The sequence below is a fragment of the Allobosea sp. genome, assembly GCF_035999205.1.
GTDB lineage: Bacteria > Pseudomonadota > Alphaproteobacteria > Rhizobiales > Beijerinckiaceae > Allobosea.
In genome coordinates this window covers 599384-614304 of the sequence record NZ_DASYHA010000026.1, presented here as the reverse complement: position 1 = coordinate 614304, position 14921 = coordinate 599384, and the positions used below count along the sequence as shown (strand labels likewise).

Sequence of the window (14921 nt, the reverse complement as noted above, 5' to 3'; positions counted from 1 at the left end):
GTCATGAAACTCTTCGCCTCCATCGGCCTTGCGATCGCCCTGCTGCTCGGCCCGGCCGCAGCCGCGGACAAGCCCAAGACCGTGCGCATCACCTACGTCACCGCGCCCTTCAACGTCCCCTCGATCGTGATGCGCGAGAAGGGGTACCTGGACGAGGCCTTCGCTCCCTTCGGTATCAAGGTCGAAAGCCCGGAGATCACCTCTGGCGCGCAGCAGACTCAGGCGATCGCTGCCGGAGAGATTGACATCGCCAGCGTGCTCGGCGGCACCTCTGCGATCCTTGCCGCCGCCAATGGCGTGCCGCTCAAGATCGTCGCGGCTTACGCCCGTTCGCCGAAGGCCTATTTCCTGATGACCCGGGCCGATGGCCTCCCCAAGCTGGCCGACCTCAAGGGCAAGAAGATCGCCGGACCGAAGGGCACCGTGCTCAACCAGTTGCTCGTCGCCGCGCTGGCTTCGCAGAAGTTGACGCTGGCCGATGTCGAATACATCAACATGGATCTGCCGGCCGCGCGCGCCGCGCTCCTCGCCGGGCAGGTCGATGTCGCGACGCTGGCCGGCGCCAACGTCACGCTGGTCGAGAAAGCCGGCGGACGCGCCCTTACCAGCGGTGAAGGCCTGATCAAGCCGACGACCGTGATCGGCGCCCGCACCGCCTTCCTGGAACAGCACCCCGACCTCGTCGCCGCCTATTTCGCCGCCCACCACAAGGCGCTCGACTTCATGGCGAAGAACCCGGAGGAGGCGCTGGCCATCGCGGCGAAGGAACAGAAGATCTCGCTCGAGGACGCCCGGGCCCAGCTGCCGCTTTACGATTTCACCCCCGTCATGACCGACGCCGATGTCGCCAACCTCGCCGCCGACCAGGATTTCATGATCGAAGCGGCGATGCTGCCCAAGGCCAAGGCGCTGGATCTCAAGGCGAAGCTGATCGCGCCCTCGGCCTTCACCCTGAAGTGACCTCTACGGCGCCTGCCACTGGCGGGCGCCTCTTTCCGTTGATCCGGCCGGCCGTCGGGCCGGCGTTCCTCTTCGCCAACCCGGCCGGCCGCATGAAACTCTCGATCCTCGACCCGCTCGTCATCCCGAAGGGCTCGACCTCTGGCGGCGCACTGCGCACCGCCATCATGATGGCGCAGCAGGTCGAGCGCCTCGGCTTCACCCGCTACTGGATCGTCGAGCATCACGATGTCGCCTTCGAGGCCAATCCGGCCCCGGAGGTGTTCGCCGCCGCGCTCGCCGGGGCCACGTCGCGCATTCGCATCGGCGTCGGCGGTGTCCTGCTGAACCATTACAGCCCCTACAAGGTGGCGGAGGCGATGCGGACGCTGAACGCGCTCTTTCCCGGCCGCATCGATGTCGGCATCGGGCGCGCGACGGCCGGCCCCCTCGCCGACAAGGCCCTGAGGCGACTGCGTGACGCCGACATCCCCGACGATCAGGCCGAACGCGTCGAGGAACTGATCGGCTGGCTCGGCAATGACCTGCCGGCAACCTCGCCATTCCGCGGCATCGGCATCATGCGGGACGAGTCGCCCGGCCCCCTGCCCTGGATTCTGGCCGTCAGCGAAGAGAGCGCGCGACGCGCCGCGACACTGGGCCTCGGCCTCGCCTGCAGCGCTTTCCACAAACCGGAGCAGGCACCGCATTCGATGGCGGCCTATCGCGGGGCCTTTCGCCCCTCCCCGCACGCGGCCGGCATCGCCAGGCCGCAGGCCTTCATCGCCGTGCGCGTCATCATCGCCGAGACGCAGGACGAGGCCGAGCGCCTCGCCATGCCGGTGCGGGCGGTATTCAAGCTGCGGCGCAGCCCGGAGCGGATCATGGTCGAGAACCTGCCGACGCTCGACGAAGCCATCGCGATCATGGGCGGCATGGTCCGGGCCGGGAATGAGGACTGGCCGGCCTTTCTCGTCGGCACGCCGGCGAGCGTGAAGGCCAGGCTCCGGCGCATGGCCGAGATCACCGGCGCCGAGGAATTCATGGTCCAGGACTTCCTCGACGATCCCGACCTGCGGCTGCGCAATTACAAGGTGCTCGCTCGCGAGTTCGGCCTCGACGCCTGAGCGGCAGTCCGCGGCTGCGACATCACGCCCCTGCGACATGACTTTCGCGGCAGAATCCTCTAAGGCGAGCGCTCCCGCAGCACCGTCGGCCAGATGCTTTTCAACTCCTTCGCCTTCCTGCTCGCCTTCCTGCCGCTCGCGCTCGCTCTGCACTGGCTGGTCGAGCGCTTTGCGCCGCAATGGCGCCTTGCGCTGCTGCTGGCGCTGTCGCTGGCGTTCTATGCTTGGTGGGATTGGCGTTTCCTGCCGCTGCTCGTGATCTCGATCGGGCTGAACTGGATAATCGCGGAAGCCTTCCAGAAGACCCGGGCAGGCGCGCTGATCACCGTCGCCATCGTCGTCAACCTCCTGCTGCTGGCGCTGTTCAAGTACTTCAACTTCTTCGCCGATCTCGCTGGATTGATTCCGGGATTGCCGACAACGAAGATCGAGCTCGCCCTGCCGCTCGGCATTTCCTTCTTTACCTTCCACCACGTCATGTACCTGACCGATCTCAGGCGCGGGCAGGCTCCGCGTTATGACCTGGTGCGTTACGGGCTCTACATCGCCTTCTTCCCGCAGGTGCTGGCCGGGCCGCTGGTGCGCTGGCGCGAGATCATGCACCAGTTCGAGGAGCGGCCCTATCTGCGGGAGGACGCCGCCAAGCGCTTCGGCCAGGGCCTCCTGCTGCTCACCGCCGGCCTCGCCAAGAAGGTCCTGCTCGGCGACCCACTGGCCGAATACGCCAATCCCGTCTTCGCCGCGGCGGCCACCGGCAAGGTCGTGTCGATGGCGGAGGCCTGGCAAGGCACCCTAGCCTTCGGCTTCCAGATTTATTTCGACTTCTCCGGCTACACCGACATGGCGCTCGGCCTCGCCTTGCTCTTCGGCATCGTGCTGCCGCAGAACTTCGAGACGCCCTATCGCTCGACGAGCATCCAGGACTTCTGGCGCCGCTGGCACATGACGCTGTCGCGCTTCCTGCGCGACTACCTCTACATTCCGCTCGGCGGTTCGCGCAGCGGCCTGCCGACCCAGGTCTGGGCGCTCTTCGCCACCATGGTGCTCGGCGGCCTCTGGCACGGCGCCGGTCTCACCTTCGTCGCCTGGGGCGCGGCCCATGGGCTGGCGCTCATCGTCGCTCTGTTCTGGCGGCGGGCGGGATGGCCGATGCCGGCCCTGCTCGGCTGGCTCCTGACATTCCTGTTCGTGACGCTCTGCTGGGTCCTCTTCAGGGCATCGAATTTCGATGCGGCGCTCACGATCTACAAGGGTCTGTTCGGCCTTGCGCCCATCGGGAGCGGCTTCAAATGGCGCGCTTTGCTCCCGGCAGCGGCCTTCGCCATCATCGGGCCGACCGCATGGGCGCTGGTCAACCGGCTGCCGCCCTCGCGCTGGGTTGCGGTGATCGCTGCGGCTCTGTTCGTCCTCATCCTCTTCAAGATCGGCGAAGACGCCAATTATGAGTTCATCTACTTCCAGTTCTGAGCGCGAGGCGCCGCAGGTCGCACGCACGCCCCCCACGCCCTGGGGCGGGTTCGTTCGCACCTTCGCGGTCGCGGCCGCCTCGCTGCTGATCGGCACGCTCGCGCTGGCCTACCTCATCGACCCCTACGGCACCGGCCGCACCCCGCTCTCCCTGCCCGAGGGCGTGCGCCCGCAGGGACCACGCACAGCCGCCGCCAGCCGCGGGCGCGACCCGGCCTTCAGTGCCGCTATCTTCGGCAATTCCCACGTGCAGCTCCTCTCGCCGGAACAACTGCGGGCGCGGACGGGCATCCCCTTCGTCTCGCTGATCGCCCCCGCATCCGGCCCGAAGGAAGGGCTGGTTCTGATCGACTGGTTCCTGCGCAACCGCAAGGAACCGGCGCAGGCGGTGATCGTCGGCGTCGACGCCTTGTGGTGCACGCCCGATCCGGCGATGCCGAACGCCAAGCCCTTCCCGTTCTGGCTCTACAGCCGCGATTCTGCCGAGTATCTCACCGGACTGTTGCGCTTCGACGTGCTGGAGGAGTTCCAGCGTCGCATCACCTATCTCGCCACCGGCAAGGGCGCGCGGGCGCGGCCCGACGGCTACTGGGACTATGAGGAGAACTATGTCTCGCTGGGCTACGACCGCGATGCCAAGAAGCGGGCCGAACTGGAAACGCCCGGCGAGAGCAGTGGTGGCAACGCGACAGGCCCCTATGCCGCGGCCGACGCGCTCGAGGCCCTGATGAACACGGTGCCGGGAACGGCGCTGATCCTCGTCAGGCCCCCGGTCTATCACAAGGTTCTGCCCATTCCCGGCAGTGCCGATGCCGCGGCAGATGCGGGTTGTCGGGAGGCCTTCCGGCGAATCGCGGAGCGCCGCCCGCGGACCGCTTTGATCGACTGGCGCACCGATCGTCCGGAGCTGCGCAACCCGAATCAGTTCTTCGACCACACGCATTACCGCCAGCCGATCGCCCGGCTGGTCGAGGCGGACATCGCGGCGGCACTGGCGAGGATGCGCTGAGGGCCGTTTACCCGGCCGTGCGGGGGCAAAACGGCGCCTTCGCGGATAGCGTTGGACGCTTCCGCCAAGCCGATTGTTCCGGGACGGGTCCCTCGCTATAAGGGCGCCAAATCGGCGGCCCTCCTACGGCAAGGTCGGTGGGCGCTGGGGAACGACAATCAGAGAGTGCGCCTATGTCGAAGCAGATCACCCTCGACGCGGACTACAAGCCCACCGACGATGAGCCGTTCATGAACGACCGGCAGCGGGAATATTTTCGCGGCAAGCTGCTGGCCTGGAAAGAAGAGATCCTCAAGGAAGCCCGGGACACGCTCGTCACGCTGCAGAGCGAAAGCGAGAACCATCCCGACATCGCCGACCGGGCCTCGTCCGAGACCGACCGCGCGATCGAGCTGCGCGCCCGCGACCGCCAGCGCAAGCTGATCTCCAAGATCGAATCGGCCATCGCCCGGATCGACGACAACACCTACGGCTACTGCGAGGAGACGGGCGAGCCGATCTCGCTGAAGCGCCTCGAAGCCCGCCCGATCGCGACGCTCTCGCTCGAAGCCCAGGAACGCCACGAGCGCAACGAGCGGGTCTTCCGCGACGATTGAGCCTTGGGCGGTCGTCACAACATTCGAGAGGCCCCGTCCCCAACTGGAGCGGGGCCCTTTTTTTTTGAGGGGCGCGGAATTCACCGCGTCGCGAGGACCCGGGTTGCCAGCCGGACGGTCTGGCGGCAATCTCGGCCGAGATTGGCGTTCAGTGGGTGTATGCCGGGGCATTGGCCCGTCCGGCAGCAGTGCATGGAAAGTCGAAAATCATGATCATCGACAATGGCAAGGCCGAAGCCGGCAGGACGGGCGAAATCGCCATGGACGGGCGTCGGGCGGGACGTCTCGATCGCCGGTCGTTTCTGGTCGGCTCTGCCGCCAGTCTCGGTGCAGTGGGACTGGGCGGCTGCGTGACCTCCGACGGCATGAGCGTCGCCGAAGCGCAGAAGCTCTACGGCCCGGTGCCCGAGGAGAAGTTCCCGATTCCGGCGGCCGACATCAGCAAGGTCGATCCGAAATATTTCCGCCGGACGGTGCGCTACGAGACCAAGGAAGCCCCTGGCACGATCATCGTCGATCCCGGCAATTACTACGTCTACCGCATCGAAGGCGACGGAAACGCCACCCGCTACGGCGCCAATGTCGGCCGCGACGGCTTCCGCTGGAGTGGTGACGCCTATGTCGGGCGCAAGTCCGAATGGGCGACCTGGACGCCGCCGAAGGAGATGATCAAGCGCCAGCCCGAGGTGGCGGTCTGGGCCCGCGGCATGCCCGGCGGCCTCGAAAACCCGCTCGGCGCCCGCACGCTGCACCTCTACCAGAACGGCGCCTACACGCTCTACACGATCTATGCGAGCAGCGATCCGGAATCGATCGGCTCGGGCGTCACGAGCGGCTGCGTCGGCCTGCTCAGCCAGGACATGATCCATCTGTACCAGCAGACGCCGGTCAAGACGAAGGTCGTCGTCCTGCGGGCTTGAGCGGGCGACGCCCGCCCGACCTACGCGCAAAGAGGCCATTCCGCGCCATCAGCCTCGGATCTTTTTCCTACTTCGGATCTTTTTCCTACTAAAGAGCCCCGCCCCCCGCAAGGAGCGGGGCTCTTTTTGCGCGACGCGCTTCGCGAAGAGGCGACGGCTATTCTCCATTCTCTCGGACGAGGACGCGGAGAGCCCCCTTCCCGGGAGAGGGCTCCATCGCGCCGCTCGAGCACGACTTCTCCCCCCGCTCAAGAGGGCTTTCGTCGCTCTCATCGGCTTGCCAGACCGGGCGTTGCTGATAGCGTCTCCTCGTGCGGCGGAAGACGTACGGGGGGTTCCAGCCAGCATATTGTGCGCACCGATGATCGGGAGTGTTTGCTGTGGCACCACAAAGCACAAATTTGGCGGCCTTTGCGCTCGCAGGCCTACTAGCAACTGCGGCTCACGCTGCCCCGGTTGAGACGGTTCAAACGCCGATCGGCGATCTCAAGCTCCAGTTCGGACTACCCGCCAACGCCCAGGAAGAGCGCCGCATCTACGACCAGATGGACTTCCAGCGCGCGACGCAGGCCTACATCTGGGCGATCCCCTTCGTCGCGATGGCTGAATGGAAGCATGCCCATCTCAACGAGATCGGTGCCGCTGAGAACGAGACGGTTCTTTACACCACGTTCAAGGACAAGATCGGCATTCTCACCACCAACCTTACCACCCCCTACGTCATCACCTTCGGCAACCTCCAGAAGGGGCCGGTCGTGGTCGAGGTGCCTGCCGCCAGCATGGGCGGCATGATCATGGACTTCTGGCAGCGGCCCATGTCGGATCTCGGCCAGGTCGGCCCGGACAAGGGTAAGGGCGGCAAGTTCCTGCTGGTCGGCCCCGGTCAGAAACCGCCAGCGAACACCAAAGGCTATTTCGTCGTGCCCGTCACGACCAACAATTTTTTCGCGGGCGTCCGTGTGCTCGACGCCGGCGCGGACAATGTTGCGAAGGTCCAGAAGGGCTTCCGAATCTATCCCTATGCCCAGCGGAACAATCCGCCCGCGCAGAAGACGCGAGGTGTCAATGGCAAGACCTGGTCCCAGGTTCAGCCGCGGGGGATCGAGTTGGCAGCGCTTTGACGAGTACATGCAGCAGGAGCCGGTACAGGAGCGTGACCGCATGATCATGGCGATGCTGGCGCCGCTTGGCATCGAAAAGGGCAAGCCGTTCAAGCCCAGCGATCGCATCAGGAAGCTGCTGGCTGATGGCGCACTGATGGGCGAGCTGATGTCCATGAACATCTCCTACGCCAAGCGCTTTCCTGACTCCTACTACAGGGACGACGCGAAGTGGGCCTATGTGCTGATGTTCGATCCGGGACAGGAGAAGCCCGGCTATACCGAACTCGATGAGCGCACCGATTACTTCTACGAAGCTGTCACCTCGTCCAGTGGCATGATCACGAAGACGCCCGGAGTGGGTTCGGCCTATCTCGGAGCCTACAAGGACAAGGACGACAAGTGGTTCGACGGCAGCAAGACCTATCGCCTGCATGTGCCACCGAACGTGCCGGCCAAGAATTTCTGGTCGCTCACGCTCTATGACACCTACAACCGCGTCCAACTCGACAACAAGACGCAGGTTGCCGACATCTCGTCGCGCAACGAGAAATTGCGGAAGAACCCGGACGGCAGCGTCAATCTCTATGTCGGTCCCAAGGCACCTGAGGGCTGGGAGAACAACTGGATCGAGACGATCCCCGAGAAGGCCTGGTTCGCCTATTTCAGGTTCTATGGTCCCGACAAGCCCTATTTCGACCGCAGCTGGAAATTGCCCGACTTCGAGGTCGTGCCATAGCACCCGCCGGCACGAGAATCCGGCAGCTCCGCACTTGTTGGGCTGCCGGACGCAGCGTCCGTCGCCCACTCGCGGAAGCCTTCCCACCACCCCACCTTCCCGCCCCTCTTCCGCACGCGCGAAAAGCCCCGCGTCGGGAGAACGCGGGGCTTCGGGCCGCCAACCTTTTTGAGCTTGGGGAGCGTGGCGGGCGGCCGGGAGATGCGGCGGCTCGGGAGAGACCGCCGGCCGGTTGCGGCGCGGGGAAAGCGGGGAGCGTTCCGCGCCGACCGGGTTTGGGGGAGTAGCGGGGCTCAGAAGGGCAGCAGGATATCCATCACCTGCTGGCCGTAGCGCGGTTGCTGGACATCGGTGATCTGGCCGCGGCCGCCATAGGCGACGCGCGCCTGGGCGATCTTGGCGGATTCGATGGTGTTGTCGGATTCGATGTCCTCGGGCCGGATCACGCCGGCGACGATCAGCTCCCGCACCTCGAAATTGACGCGAATCTCCTGCTTGCCCTCGATCACGAGGTTGCCGTTCGGCAGCGTCTGGGTCACCACGGCGGCGACGTTGGTTGCGAGCTGCTCGGCCCGGCGCACCGAGCCCGAGCCTTCGCTCGAGCCTTCGGAATCGAGCTTGAGCAGTTCGCCGGCGCTCGATCCGTCGGGCAGGAACTTGTCGAGCTTGTTCTCGAAACCCATGATCCGGGACGCGCCGAAATCCTCGCCGTTCTTGCGGCTGCGCTTGGTGGTGTTCTCGAGCTGGGCCCGGTCGGTGATCTTCACCTTGACGGTGACGAGGTCGCCAACCTGACGGGCGCGCTGGTCCTTGAAGAAGGCGCGCGAGCCGGTGCGCCAGAGCGAGTTCGGTGCGAAGGAGGCATGCTCCATCTGCGGCATCGGCATCTGCACGGGCTTGTAGCCCTTGGCCGCCGTCGGATCCTCGATCGGCGAGAGCGCCGGCGCCGCGCCGACATTGGCGAGCCGGTCGGCTGCGCCGCAGGCGCCGAGAGTGGCACCGACGACGAGCACGCCGGAGAGCTTGAGGAGGGTCATCTTGGTCATGGCTTGCTTTCCGCGACGAGATTACTGGGCGCTGGCGATGCGGCCGGCCGAGGCGGCCTGGACCGAGATCCGGCCGGGCCCGCTGACCGTGCCCTGCAGCACGCGCTTGGATTGAGGGTTGGTGACGGTGACGACATCGCCCATCGCGCCGGCCTCTCCGGCCCGGCCGCGCATGGTGATGGTCAGGCCCTTGGTTTCGTAGACGATGGTAACCAGGTCGCCCTTGGCGACGATCTCCTCGCGCTGGACGTCGCCGGCGCGCAGCGGCAGGCCGGCCATCAGCGCCCGCCGCGCCACCTTGTCGATGGCGGCGCGCGGATCGCCGAGCAGATCGGCAACCTGGCCGTCGCGCGGACGGCGCTCGACAACGACATCGGCCTTGTCGAGCGTCTCGCCGCGCGCGATCGCCCGCTTGGGCACCACGACCTCGATCGTCTCGACGAGCTGGCCGCCGATGCGGACCGGCTTCAGGCGCATCGCCATGCTGCCCGGCACGGAGACACGCGCCTGGAGCCGCCGCGCGCGGGCGTCATAGCTCAGATCGGTGACGGCGACGTCGCCGGTCAGCTCCGGCTCGACCGCGATCGTGGGCGCACCGCCGTCGATCGCCAGGGCGAAGGCGCGAGCATCGATGCCGTAGCGCTCCTGAAGCCCGGTCTTTACTGCCGCCTCGATATCCGAGGCCGTGATCCGCCGCGCCGCGCGCGTGACCACGACCTGGGCCGAGCCGTTGCTTTCGAGTTCGCTCGCGGAGCGGATGATGCCCGCCGCCTGGGCGGCCTCGACAATGCGTGCGACCTGGATCGTACCGGTCTCGCCCAGCGCAGGGGCCCGGAAGGCCGGCGTCGCGGCGGCTTCCGCGCCGAGGCCGGTGATCAGGTCGCCGAAGCCAACGAGGTCGCGTGCCAGGCTCAGTTCGGTGCGCAGCTGCAGCCTGCGGGGAGCCTGCGGCGCCGCGGGCTGAGCGGTCACGGTCTGGCCTGCCGACAGCGCCGCGACCGAAACGCCCGGCTGGGCGGCGGTGCGCGGCTGGGCGTGGAGCGCCGACGGCGCCACCAGGAGCAGGACGGACAAGGAGAGGACGGAGCGGATCATGATGCCTGACCTTCGACCTAGCCGCGGAACATCGCTGATGTCGCCGACATCATCTGGTCGGCGGCGGTGATGACCTTCGAGTTCATTTCGTAGGCGCGCTGCGCCGCGATCAGGGAGGACAGCTCCGTCACCGCCTGCACATTGCCTTCCTCGAGATAGTTCTGCTGCAGCGTGCCGAAGCCCTCGCCGCCGCCGAAGCCCTCGATCGGCTGGCCTGAGGCCGCCGTCTCGATGAACAGGTTGTCGCCGATCGATTCGAGGCCGACCTTGTTGACGAAGCGCACGAGCTGGATCTGGCCGAGCTGCTGCGGTGCTGTCTGGCCCGGCAGCATGACCTCGACCGTGCCCTGCGCATTGATGCTCACGCTCGTCGCATTGTTCGGGATCGTGATGCCGGGCTCGACCTGATAGCCGTCGCGGGTGACGAGCTGGCCCTGCGAGTCGAGGTCGAACGACCCGTCGCGCGAATAGGTGGTGCGCCCATCCGGCAGGCGGACGCGGAAGAAGCCCTCGCCCCGGATCGCGATGTCGTACTGCTTCTCGGTGGGCGTCAGGTTGCCCTGGGTCATCACGCGACCGGTCGACACCGTCTTCACGCCCCCGCCGACGAAGGTTCCGGCCGGCACCTGCGTGTTCTGGTCGGAGGTGGCCGAACCGGCGCGCCGATAGTTCTCGTAGAGCAGGTCCTGGAAATGGACGCGCTGGCGCTTGTAGCCGGTGGTGCGGACGTTGGCGATGTTGTTGGAGATGACCTGGACGTTGAGTTCCTGGGCCATCATGCCGGTCGCGGCGGTCTGAAGGGCGCGCATGGGTTTGGCTCCGTTAGCCCGTTCAGGCTTGCTGGTCGGCGAGGCGGGCGATCGCCTTGCTGCGCAGTTCGTCGGTCTTCGACATCATGTTGGCCGTGCTCTGATAGGAGCGCTGGACCTCCATCAGGCGGGTCATCTCGATCACCGCCTTGACGTTCGAGCCCTCGATCGCGCCCGGCTCGAGGCGAGCCTCGGGCCCCGCCGGCAGCGGCGCGGCCGTCGAGGCGAACAGATTGGTGCCCTCGCTGGCCAGTGCGAGCGGATTGGCGAAGCGCACCATCCGGAGCTTGCCGCGCTGCCCCTGATCGGTGGAGACGGTGCCGTCGGCGGCGATCCGGGCGTTGCTTTCGTTGGCGCCGAAGGTGATCGGCCCGCCATCGCCCATGACCGGCTGGCCCGACTGGGTCACGAGCTGACCGCGCGCATTGATGTCGAGCGAACCGGCGCGGGTGTAGCGATCGCCGTTCGGCGTCTGCACGACGAGATAGGCGTCGCCGCGCAGCGCGACGTCGAGCGGGTTGCCCGTGCGTTCGATCACGCCTTGCGACAGGTCGATCGGAGTGCCCTTGTCGATGACATAGGACAGCGGCCGGTCGCTCGGCTTGAAGCTCTCGGCGCTGGCGATCGGCATGACGAATTCGTTGAAACGCGCCGAGCGCGTCTTGAAGCCGTTGGTCCCGACATTCGCCATGTTGTTGGCGATGACATCCAGCTCACGCGCCAGGGCCACCTGGCGCGACAGGCCGACGAGAAGCGCGTTCTCCACGGCAGTCTCCCGATTCTGTTCCGCGACCGCTTCGACGCTCCCCAGCGCAGCGGCCACGGAAACCATTCCGCAAGCAGCGTGCCAGCATGGTTAATTCCATCAAGTAGTTGATTTAACTTATTATCTATGAATTCCAGCGTCGCGGACAGCCCTGCAGTCCTGAACCGCCGGGCAAGATCGACCCGGCAGAAATTGCCCTCCTTAACGAGGCGTTAACCGTGATTGTTCAGGGTGCTCCCACGGTCCGCGCAGGCGCGCTGGCCGCGCGGATTTCGAGGCGTTCAGGCGATGGCGAAGAAGCCCAAGACCAAAGAGGAAGGCGCTCCTGGCGAGGAAGCGCCGAAGGGCGGCAAGAAGAAGCTGATCATGATCGTCGGCGGCGTCATCCTGCTGGCAGCCGCCGGCGGCGGTGGCTGGTTCTTCCTCAAGAAGCCCTCGCCCGAACAGATCGCCGCAGCCGAGGCTGCCAAGAACGTCAAGAAGCCGGTCTCCTTCATCGAGATGAAGGACATGATGATCGGCATCACCGCCGGCCCGCAGCAGGACAGGCAACCGATCATCAAGATCAAGGTCGTGCTCGAAGCCGCCGACGCGAAGGTCTCTGACGAGATCAAGCCGCTGCTGCCGCGCGTGGAGGACGCCTTCCAGGTGTTCATGCGCGAGCTGCGTCCCTCCGACCTCGAAGGCTCGGCAGGCATGTATCGCCTCAAGGAAGAGCTGCTGCGCCGCGTCAACATGACGGTCTTTCCCGCCAAGGTCGACGCCGTCCTGTTCAAGGAACTGCTGGTTCAGTGACCGGCCGGATTCTGCCTAGCAAGCTGGAAGCGACGACAGGCCCATGAGCACGAGCGATCGCGACAATGCCGGTGCGCCGCCCAAGGACGCGCCCCTGAGCCCGGAGAGCATGGCGGCCGAATGGGCCACCATGCCCGACATCGTCGAGGAGGAAGGTGAATCGGAAGGCGGCACAGACCGCCTGATGAGCCAGGAAGAAATCGACACGATGCTCGGTTTCTCCCTCGGCGACGACAAGGATGGCCGCAACGGCATCCAGGCGATCGTCGATTCAGGGTCGGTCTCCTATGAACGCCTGCCGATGCTCGAGATCATCTTCGAGCGTCTGGTCCGCCTGCTCTCCACCAGCCTGCGCAACTTCTTCACCGACAACGTCGAGGTCACGCTCGAGAGCATCCGCTCGGTGCGCTTCGGCGACTACATGAACTCGATCTCGCAGCCCGCCCTGCTCTCGGTCTTCAAGGCCGAGGAGTGGGACAATTTCGGCCTCGTCACGATCGAGTCCTCGCTGATCTATTCGGTGCTGGACACGATGTTCGGCGGCAAGCGTGGCCAGGCCGCGCCGCGCATCGATGGCCGCCCCTTCACCTCGATCGAGATCCGCGTCATCCGACGCGTGATTTCGCTCGTGCTGGGCGATGCCGAGGCTGCCTTCAAGCCGCTCTCGCCGGTCAATTTCACGATCGACCGGATCGAATCGAACCCGCGCTTCGTTTCGATCTCCCGCCCGGCCAACGCCGCCATCCGCGTCGAGCTCAAGTTCGACATGGAAGGGCGCGGCGGCTCTCTCCACCTCCTCCTACCCTATGCGACGATCGAGCCGATCCGTGATCTGCTGCTCGAAAGCTTCATGGGTGAGAAGCTCGGCCGCGACCCGATCTGGGAGAGCCATCTCGCGACCGAGGTCTGGCAGACCGAGGTGCCGGTCACCTGCGTCCTCCACGAAACGCAGATGCCGCTGAAGCGGATGATGAATCTCGAGATCGGCGACACGCTGATGTTCGATGCCCGCCCGGATTCGACGGTCTCGCTGCGCTGCGGCGACTTCGTCGTCAGCGACGGGCGCATCGGCCGGGTCGACGACAAGATCGCCGTCCAGATCGTCAGCCCGCTGCGGCGCTCCAAGACGACGATGGCGGCCTTCGATACCAACCATCTTGGCCAACCCTCCTGACAAGGCGCCCAGCATGACGATCACTCTCATCGCCGATGTGCTGGTTGCCAGCCTGCTCGTGGCCACGATCATCACCTGCTTCGTCCTGACCAAACGGATCGAGCGCCTGAAGGCCGATGAAGCCGGCATGCGCCAGACCGTCGGCGCGCTGATCGCGGCGACCGACACGGCCGAACGCGCCATAGCCGGCCTCAAGCTGACGCTCGGCGATTGCGACCGCACCCTCGCCGAGCGCCTGCAGACCGCCGAGCGCTACGCCGCTGATCTCGCCGCCCAGATCGAGGCCGGCCAGGTCGTCATGGACCGCATCGGCCAGATCGTCAGCGCCGCCACAATGGTTGCGCCGAAATCGGCCGGCGACACGGGCGTCGCCCAGGCAGCCGCGGCCGAGGCAACGCCGATGGCCCGCCTGACGACCGCCGCCCAGTCCGCCGCCGCGATCCGGGCTCGCGCCGCCCGCCGCCTTGAGGGTCAGGCTGCGTGATCGAACGGCCCCGCCTGCTTCCGGCCGTCATCCTCGGCGCCATGGGTCTCCTGGCGCTGAAGATGCTTGCCTGGATGGCGGAGCCCTACCCCGGCAAAGTGCCGGCGCCGCAGCCCATCACCTCCGCCGCCCTGCCGAAGCCGGAGAAGGAGGTCTGGGGCCTCGCCAAGGTGACCGCGCACGCGCGTTCGCCCGACATCCAATACCGCGATCCCGAGACGACCGGCTCCGTGCCCGCGCCCGATCCGAAGAAGGAAGCGGAGAAGGCAGAGGCTGCGGCGAAGGAGGAAGCCGCCCGCGCCGCCAATCCGTTGAACAAGGCCGGCGTCATGAACGGTGTGGCTGCGCCGGTCTCGCCCGCCGAGCGCGCTTTGCTCGAGCGTCTGGGCGAGCGGCGCGAGGCGATCGATGCGCGCATGCGCGAACTCGAAATGCGCGAGCGCCTGCTCGATACCGCCGAGAAGAAGCTGGACAGCCGCGTCGGCGACCTGAAGGAGCTCGAGACCAAGGCAGGCGGCCCTGCCAGCAAGCAGGCGGGCGAAGAGGCCAAGGCGATCAAGAACCTCGTCATCATGTACGAGGCCATGAAGCCGAAGGACGCCGCCCGCGTCTTCGACCGGCTCGGCCTCGACATCCTCGTGCCAGTCGTCCAGCAGATGAATCCGCGCAAGATGTCGGAAGTCCTCGCAGCGATGGCGCCCGAACGGGCCGAGAAGCTCACGGTGGCGCTGGCGACCATGGCGCGCAGCCCGGCCGTCGAGCGTGTCGCGGTCGACCCGACCACCCTGCCCGGCACCGAGCTGCCGGCGATCGCGCCCGCCCCGAGGCGCTGATCGGAAACCCGCGCCTTTAACT

The 14921-nt window shown here is 66.4% G+C and carries 16 protein-coding genes; 12 read left to right on the top strand and 4 right to left on the bottom strand.

The genetic code is table 11. The features are described 5' to 3' along the window. Positions 1-3 precede the first annotated feature (3 nt). The 8 genes from VGN82_RS24855 to VGN82_RS24820 all read left to right on the top strand — a co-directional run bounded on the left by VGN82_RS24855 (position 4) and on the right by VGN82_RS24820 (position 7897). Positions 4-960 carry an ABC transporter substrate-binding protein gene (locus tag VGN82_RS24855; RefSeq protein ID WP_327529746.1) on the top strand — a complete coding sequence of 319 codons (957 nt, stop codon included), beginning with the start codon at positions 4-6 and terminating at the stop codon, positions 958-960. Positions 961-1052: 92 nt separating this feature from the next. Beyond that, positions 1053-2066, top strand: a complete 1014-nt coding sequence (locus tag VGN82_RS24850; RefSeq protein WP_327529745.1) for an MsnO8 family LLM class oxidoreductase — start codon at positions 1053-1055, stop codon at positions 2064-2066. Positions 2067-2159: 93 nt separating this feature from the next. Next, positions 2160-3533, top strand: coding sequence for an MBOAT family O-acyltransferase (locus tag VGN82_RS24845; protein ID WP_327529744.1), 1374 nt, complete (start codon positions 2160-2162; stop codon positions 3531-3533). Continuing rightward, positions 3508-4542: a hypothetical protein gene (locus tag VGN82_RS24840; RefSeq protein ID WP_327529743.1), complete on the top strand. Its 1035-nt coding sequence runs from the start codon at positions 3508-3510 to the stop codon at positions 4540-4542. The genes VGN82_RS24845 and VGN82_RS24840 overlap by 26 nt, the downstream gene beginning before the upstream one ends. 173 nt (positions 4543-4715) lie before the next feature. After that, positions 4716-5138, top strand: coding sequence for an RNA polymerase-binding protein DksA (gene dksA, locus VGN82_RS24835; RefSeq protein ID WP_327529742.1), 423 nt, complete (start codon positions 4716-4718; stop codon positions 5136-5138). Between the two features lie 209 nt (positions 5139-5347). Beyond that, complete coding sequence (locus tag VGN82_RS24830) at positions 5348-6058, top strand: L,D-transpeptidase (protein WP_327529741.1); 711 nt, start codon at positions 5348-5350, stop codon at positions 6056-6058. A 401-nt stretch (positions 6059-6459) separates the two neighbouring features. Continuing rightward, positions 6460-7179: a DUF1254 domain-containing protein gene (locus VGN82_RS24825; protein ID WP_327529740.1), complete on the top strand. Its 720-nt coding sequence runs from the start codon at positions 6460-6462 to the stop codon at positions 7177-7179. Between the two features lie 7 nt (positions 7180-7186). Further along, the gene (locus VGN82_RS24820) at positions 7187-7897 is read left to right on the top strand and encodes a DUF1214 domain-containing protein (RefSeq protein ID WP_327529739.1); all 711 of its coding nucleotides are present in this window, start codon (positions 7187-7189) and stop codon (positions 7895-7897) included. Between the two features lie 293 nt (positions 7898-8190). On the opposite strand, the gene flgH is transcribed toward VGN82_RS24820, so the two are convergent. Genes flgH through flgF form a run of 4 tightly spaced genes read right to left on the bottom strand, consistent with a single transcriptional unit; the run spans position 8191 to position 11613 of the window. Next, the gene (flgH, locus tag VGN82_RS24815) at positions 8191-8943 is read right to left on the bottom strand and encodes a flagellar basal body L-ring protein FlgH (protein ID WP_327529738.1); all 753 of its coding nucleotides are present in this window, start codon (positions 8941-8943) and stop codon (positions 8191-8193) included. A 21-nt stretch (positions 8944-8964) separates the two neighbouring features. Beyond that, positions 8965-10038, bottom strand: a complete 1074-nt coding sequence (gene flgA, locus VGN82_RS24810; RefSeq protein WP_327529737.1) for a flagellar basal body P-ring formation chaperone FlgA — start codon at positions 10036-10038, stop codon at positions 8965-8967. Between the two features lie 17 nt (positions 10039-10055). Further along, entirely contained in the window at positions 10056-10847 is a 792-nt protein-coding gene (gene flgG, locus VGN82_RS24805; RefSeq protein WP_327529736.1) for a flagellar basal-body rod protein FlgG, read from the bottom strand. A 22-nt stretch (positions 10848-10869) separates the two neighbouring features. Next, positions 10870-11613 carry a flagellar basal-body rod protein FlgF gene (gene flgF, locus VGN82_RS24800; RefSeq protein WP_327529735.1) on the bottom strand — a complete coding sequence of 248 codons (744 nt, stop codon included), beginning with the start codon at positions 11611-11613 and terminating at the stop codon, positions 10870-10872. A 288-nt stretch (positions 11614-11901) separates the two neighbouring features. Between flgF and fliL the strand changes: the two genes are divergently transcribed. Genes fliL through VGN82_RS24780 form a run of 4 tightly spaced genes read left to right on the top strand, consistent with a single transcriptional unit; the run spans position 11902 to position 14899 of the window. Then, positions 11902-12408 carry a flagellar basal body-associated protein FliL gene (fliL, locus tag VGN82_RS24795; protein WP_327529734.1) on the top strand — a complete coding sequence of 169 codons (507 nt, stop codon included), beginning with the start codon at positions 11902-11904 and terminating at the stop codon, positions 12406-12408. A gap of 43 nt (positions 12409-12451) precedes the next feature. Continuing rightward, positions 12452-13582 (top strand): flagellar motor switch protein FliM, encoded by a 1131-nt coding sequence (gene fliM / locus VGN82_RS24790; RefSeq protein WP_327529733.1) that lies wholly within the window; start codon positions 12452-12454, stop codon positions 13580-13582. A gap of 13 nt (positions 13583-13595) precedes the next feature. Next, positions 13596-14066 (top strand): DUF6468 domain-containing protein, encoded by a 471-nt coding sequence (locus tag VGN82_RS24785; RefSeq protein WP_327529732.1) that lies wholly within the window; start codon positions 13596-13598, stop codon positions 14064-14066. Continuing rightward, a complete protein-coding gene (locus VGN82_RS24780; RefSeq protein ID WP_327529731.1) occupies positions 14063-14899 on the top strand; it encodes a MotE family protein in 837 nt (278 codons plus the stop codon). Before VGN82_RS24785 ends, VGN82_RS24780 begins: the two co-directional genes overlap by 4 nt. Positions 14900-14921 lie beyond the last annotated feature (22 nt).

Excerpts from the sequence above, each read along its gene's own strand:
- VGN82_RS24830 (WP_327529741.1), top strand. The coding sequence starts at position 5,348 with ATGATCATCGACAATGGCAAGGCCGAAGCCGGCAGGACGGGCGAAATC.
- VGN82_RS24785 (WP_327529732.1), top strand. The coding sequence starts at position 13,596 with ATGACGATCACTCTCATCGCCGATGTGCTGGTTGCCAGCCTGCTCGTG.
- dksA (WP_327529742.1), top strand. The coding sequence starts at position 4,716 with ATGTCGAAGCAGATCACCCTCGACGCGGACTACAAGCCCACCGACGAT.
- VGN82_RS24845 (WP_327529744.1), top strand. The coding sequence starts at position 2,160 with ATGCTTTTCAACTCCTTCGCCTTCCTGCTCGCCTTCCTGCCGCTCGCG.
- flgA (WP_327529737.1), bottom strand. The coding sequence starts at position 10,038 with ATGATCCGCTCCGTCCTCTCCTTGTCCGTCCTGCTCCTGGTGGCGCCG.
- fliM (WP_327529733.1), top strand. The coding sequence starts at position 12,452 with ATGAGCACGAGCGATCGCGACAATGCCGGTGCGCCGCCCAAGGACGCG.
- fliL (WP_327529734.1), top strand. The coding sequence starts at position 11,902 with ATGGCGAAGAAGCCCAAGACCAAAGAGGAAGGCGCTCCTGGCGAGGAA.
- VGN82_RS24850 (WP_327529745.1), top strand. The coding sequence starts at position 1,053 with ATGAAACTCTCGATCCTCGACCCGCTCGTCATCCCGAAGGGCTCGACC.
- flgH (WP_327529738.1), bottom strand. The coding sequence starts at position 8,943 with ATGACCAAGATGACCCTCCTCAAGCTCTCCGGCGTGCTCGTCGTCGGT.
- VGN82_RS24820 (WP_327529739.1), top strand. The coding sequence starts at position 7,187 with ATGCAGCAGGAGCCGGTACAGGAGCGTGACCGCATGATCATGGCGATG.
- VGN82_RS24840 (WP_327529743.1), top strand. The coding sequence starts at position 3,508 with ATGAGTTCATCTACTTCCAGTTCTGAGCGCGAGGCGCCGCAGGTCGCA.
- VGN82_RS24855 (WP_327529746.1), top strand. The coding sequence starts at position 4 with ATGAAACTCTTCGCCTCCATCGGCCTTGCGATCGCCCTGCTGCTCGGC.
- flgG (WP_327529736.1), bottom strand. The coding sequence starts at position 10,847 with ATGCGCGCCCTTCAGACCGCCGCGACCGGCATGATGGCCCAGGAACTC.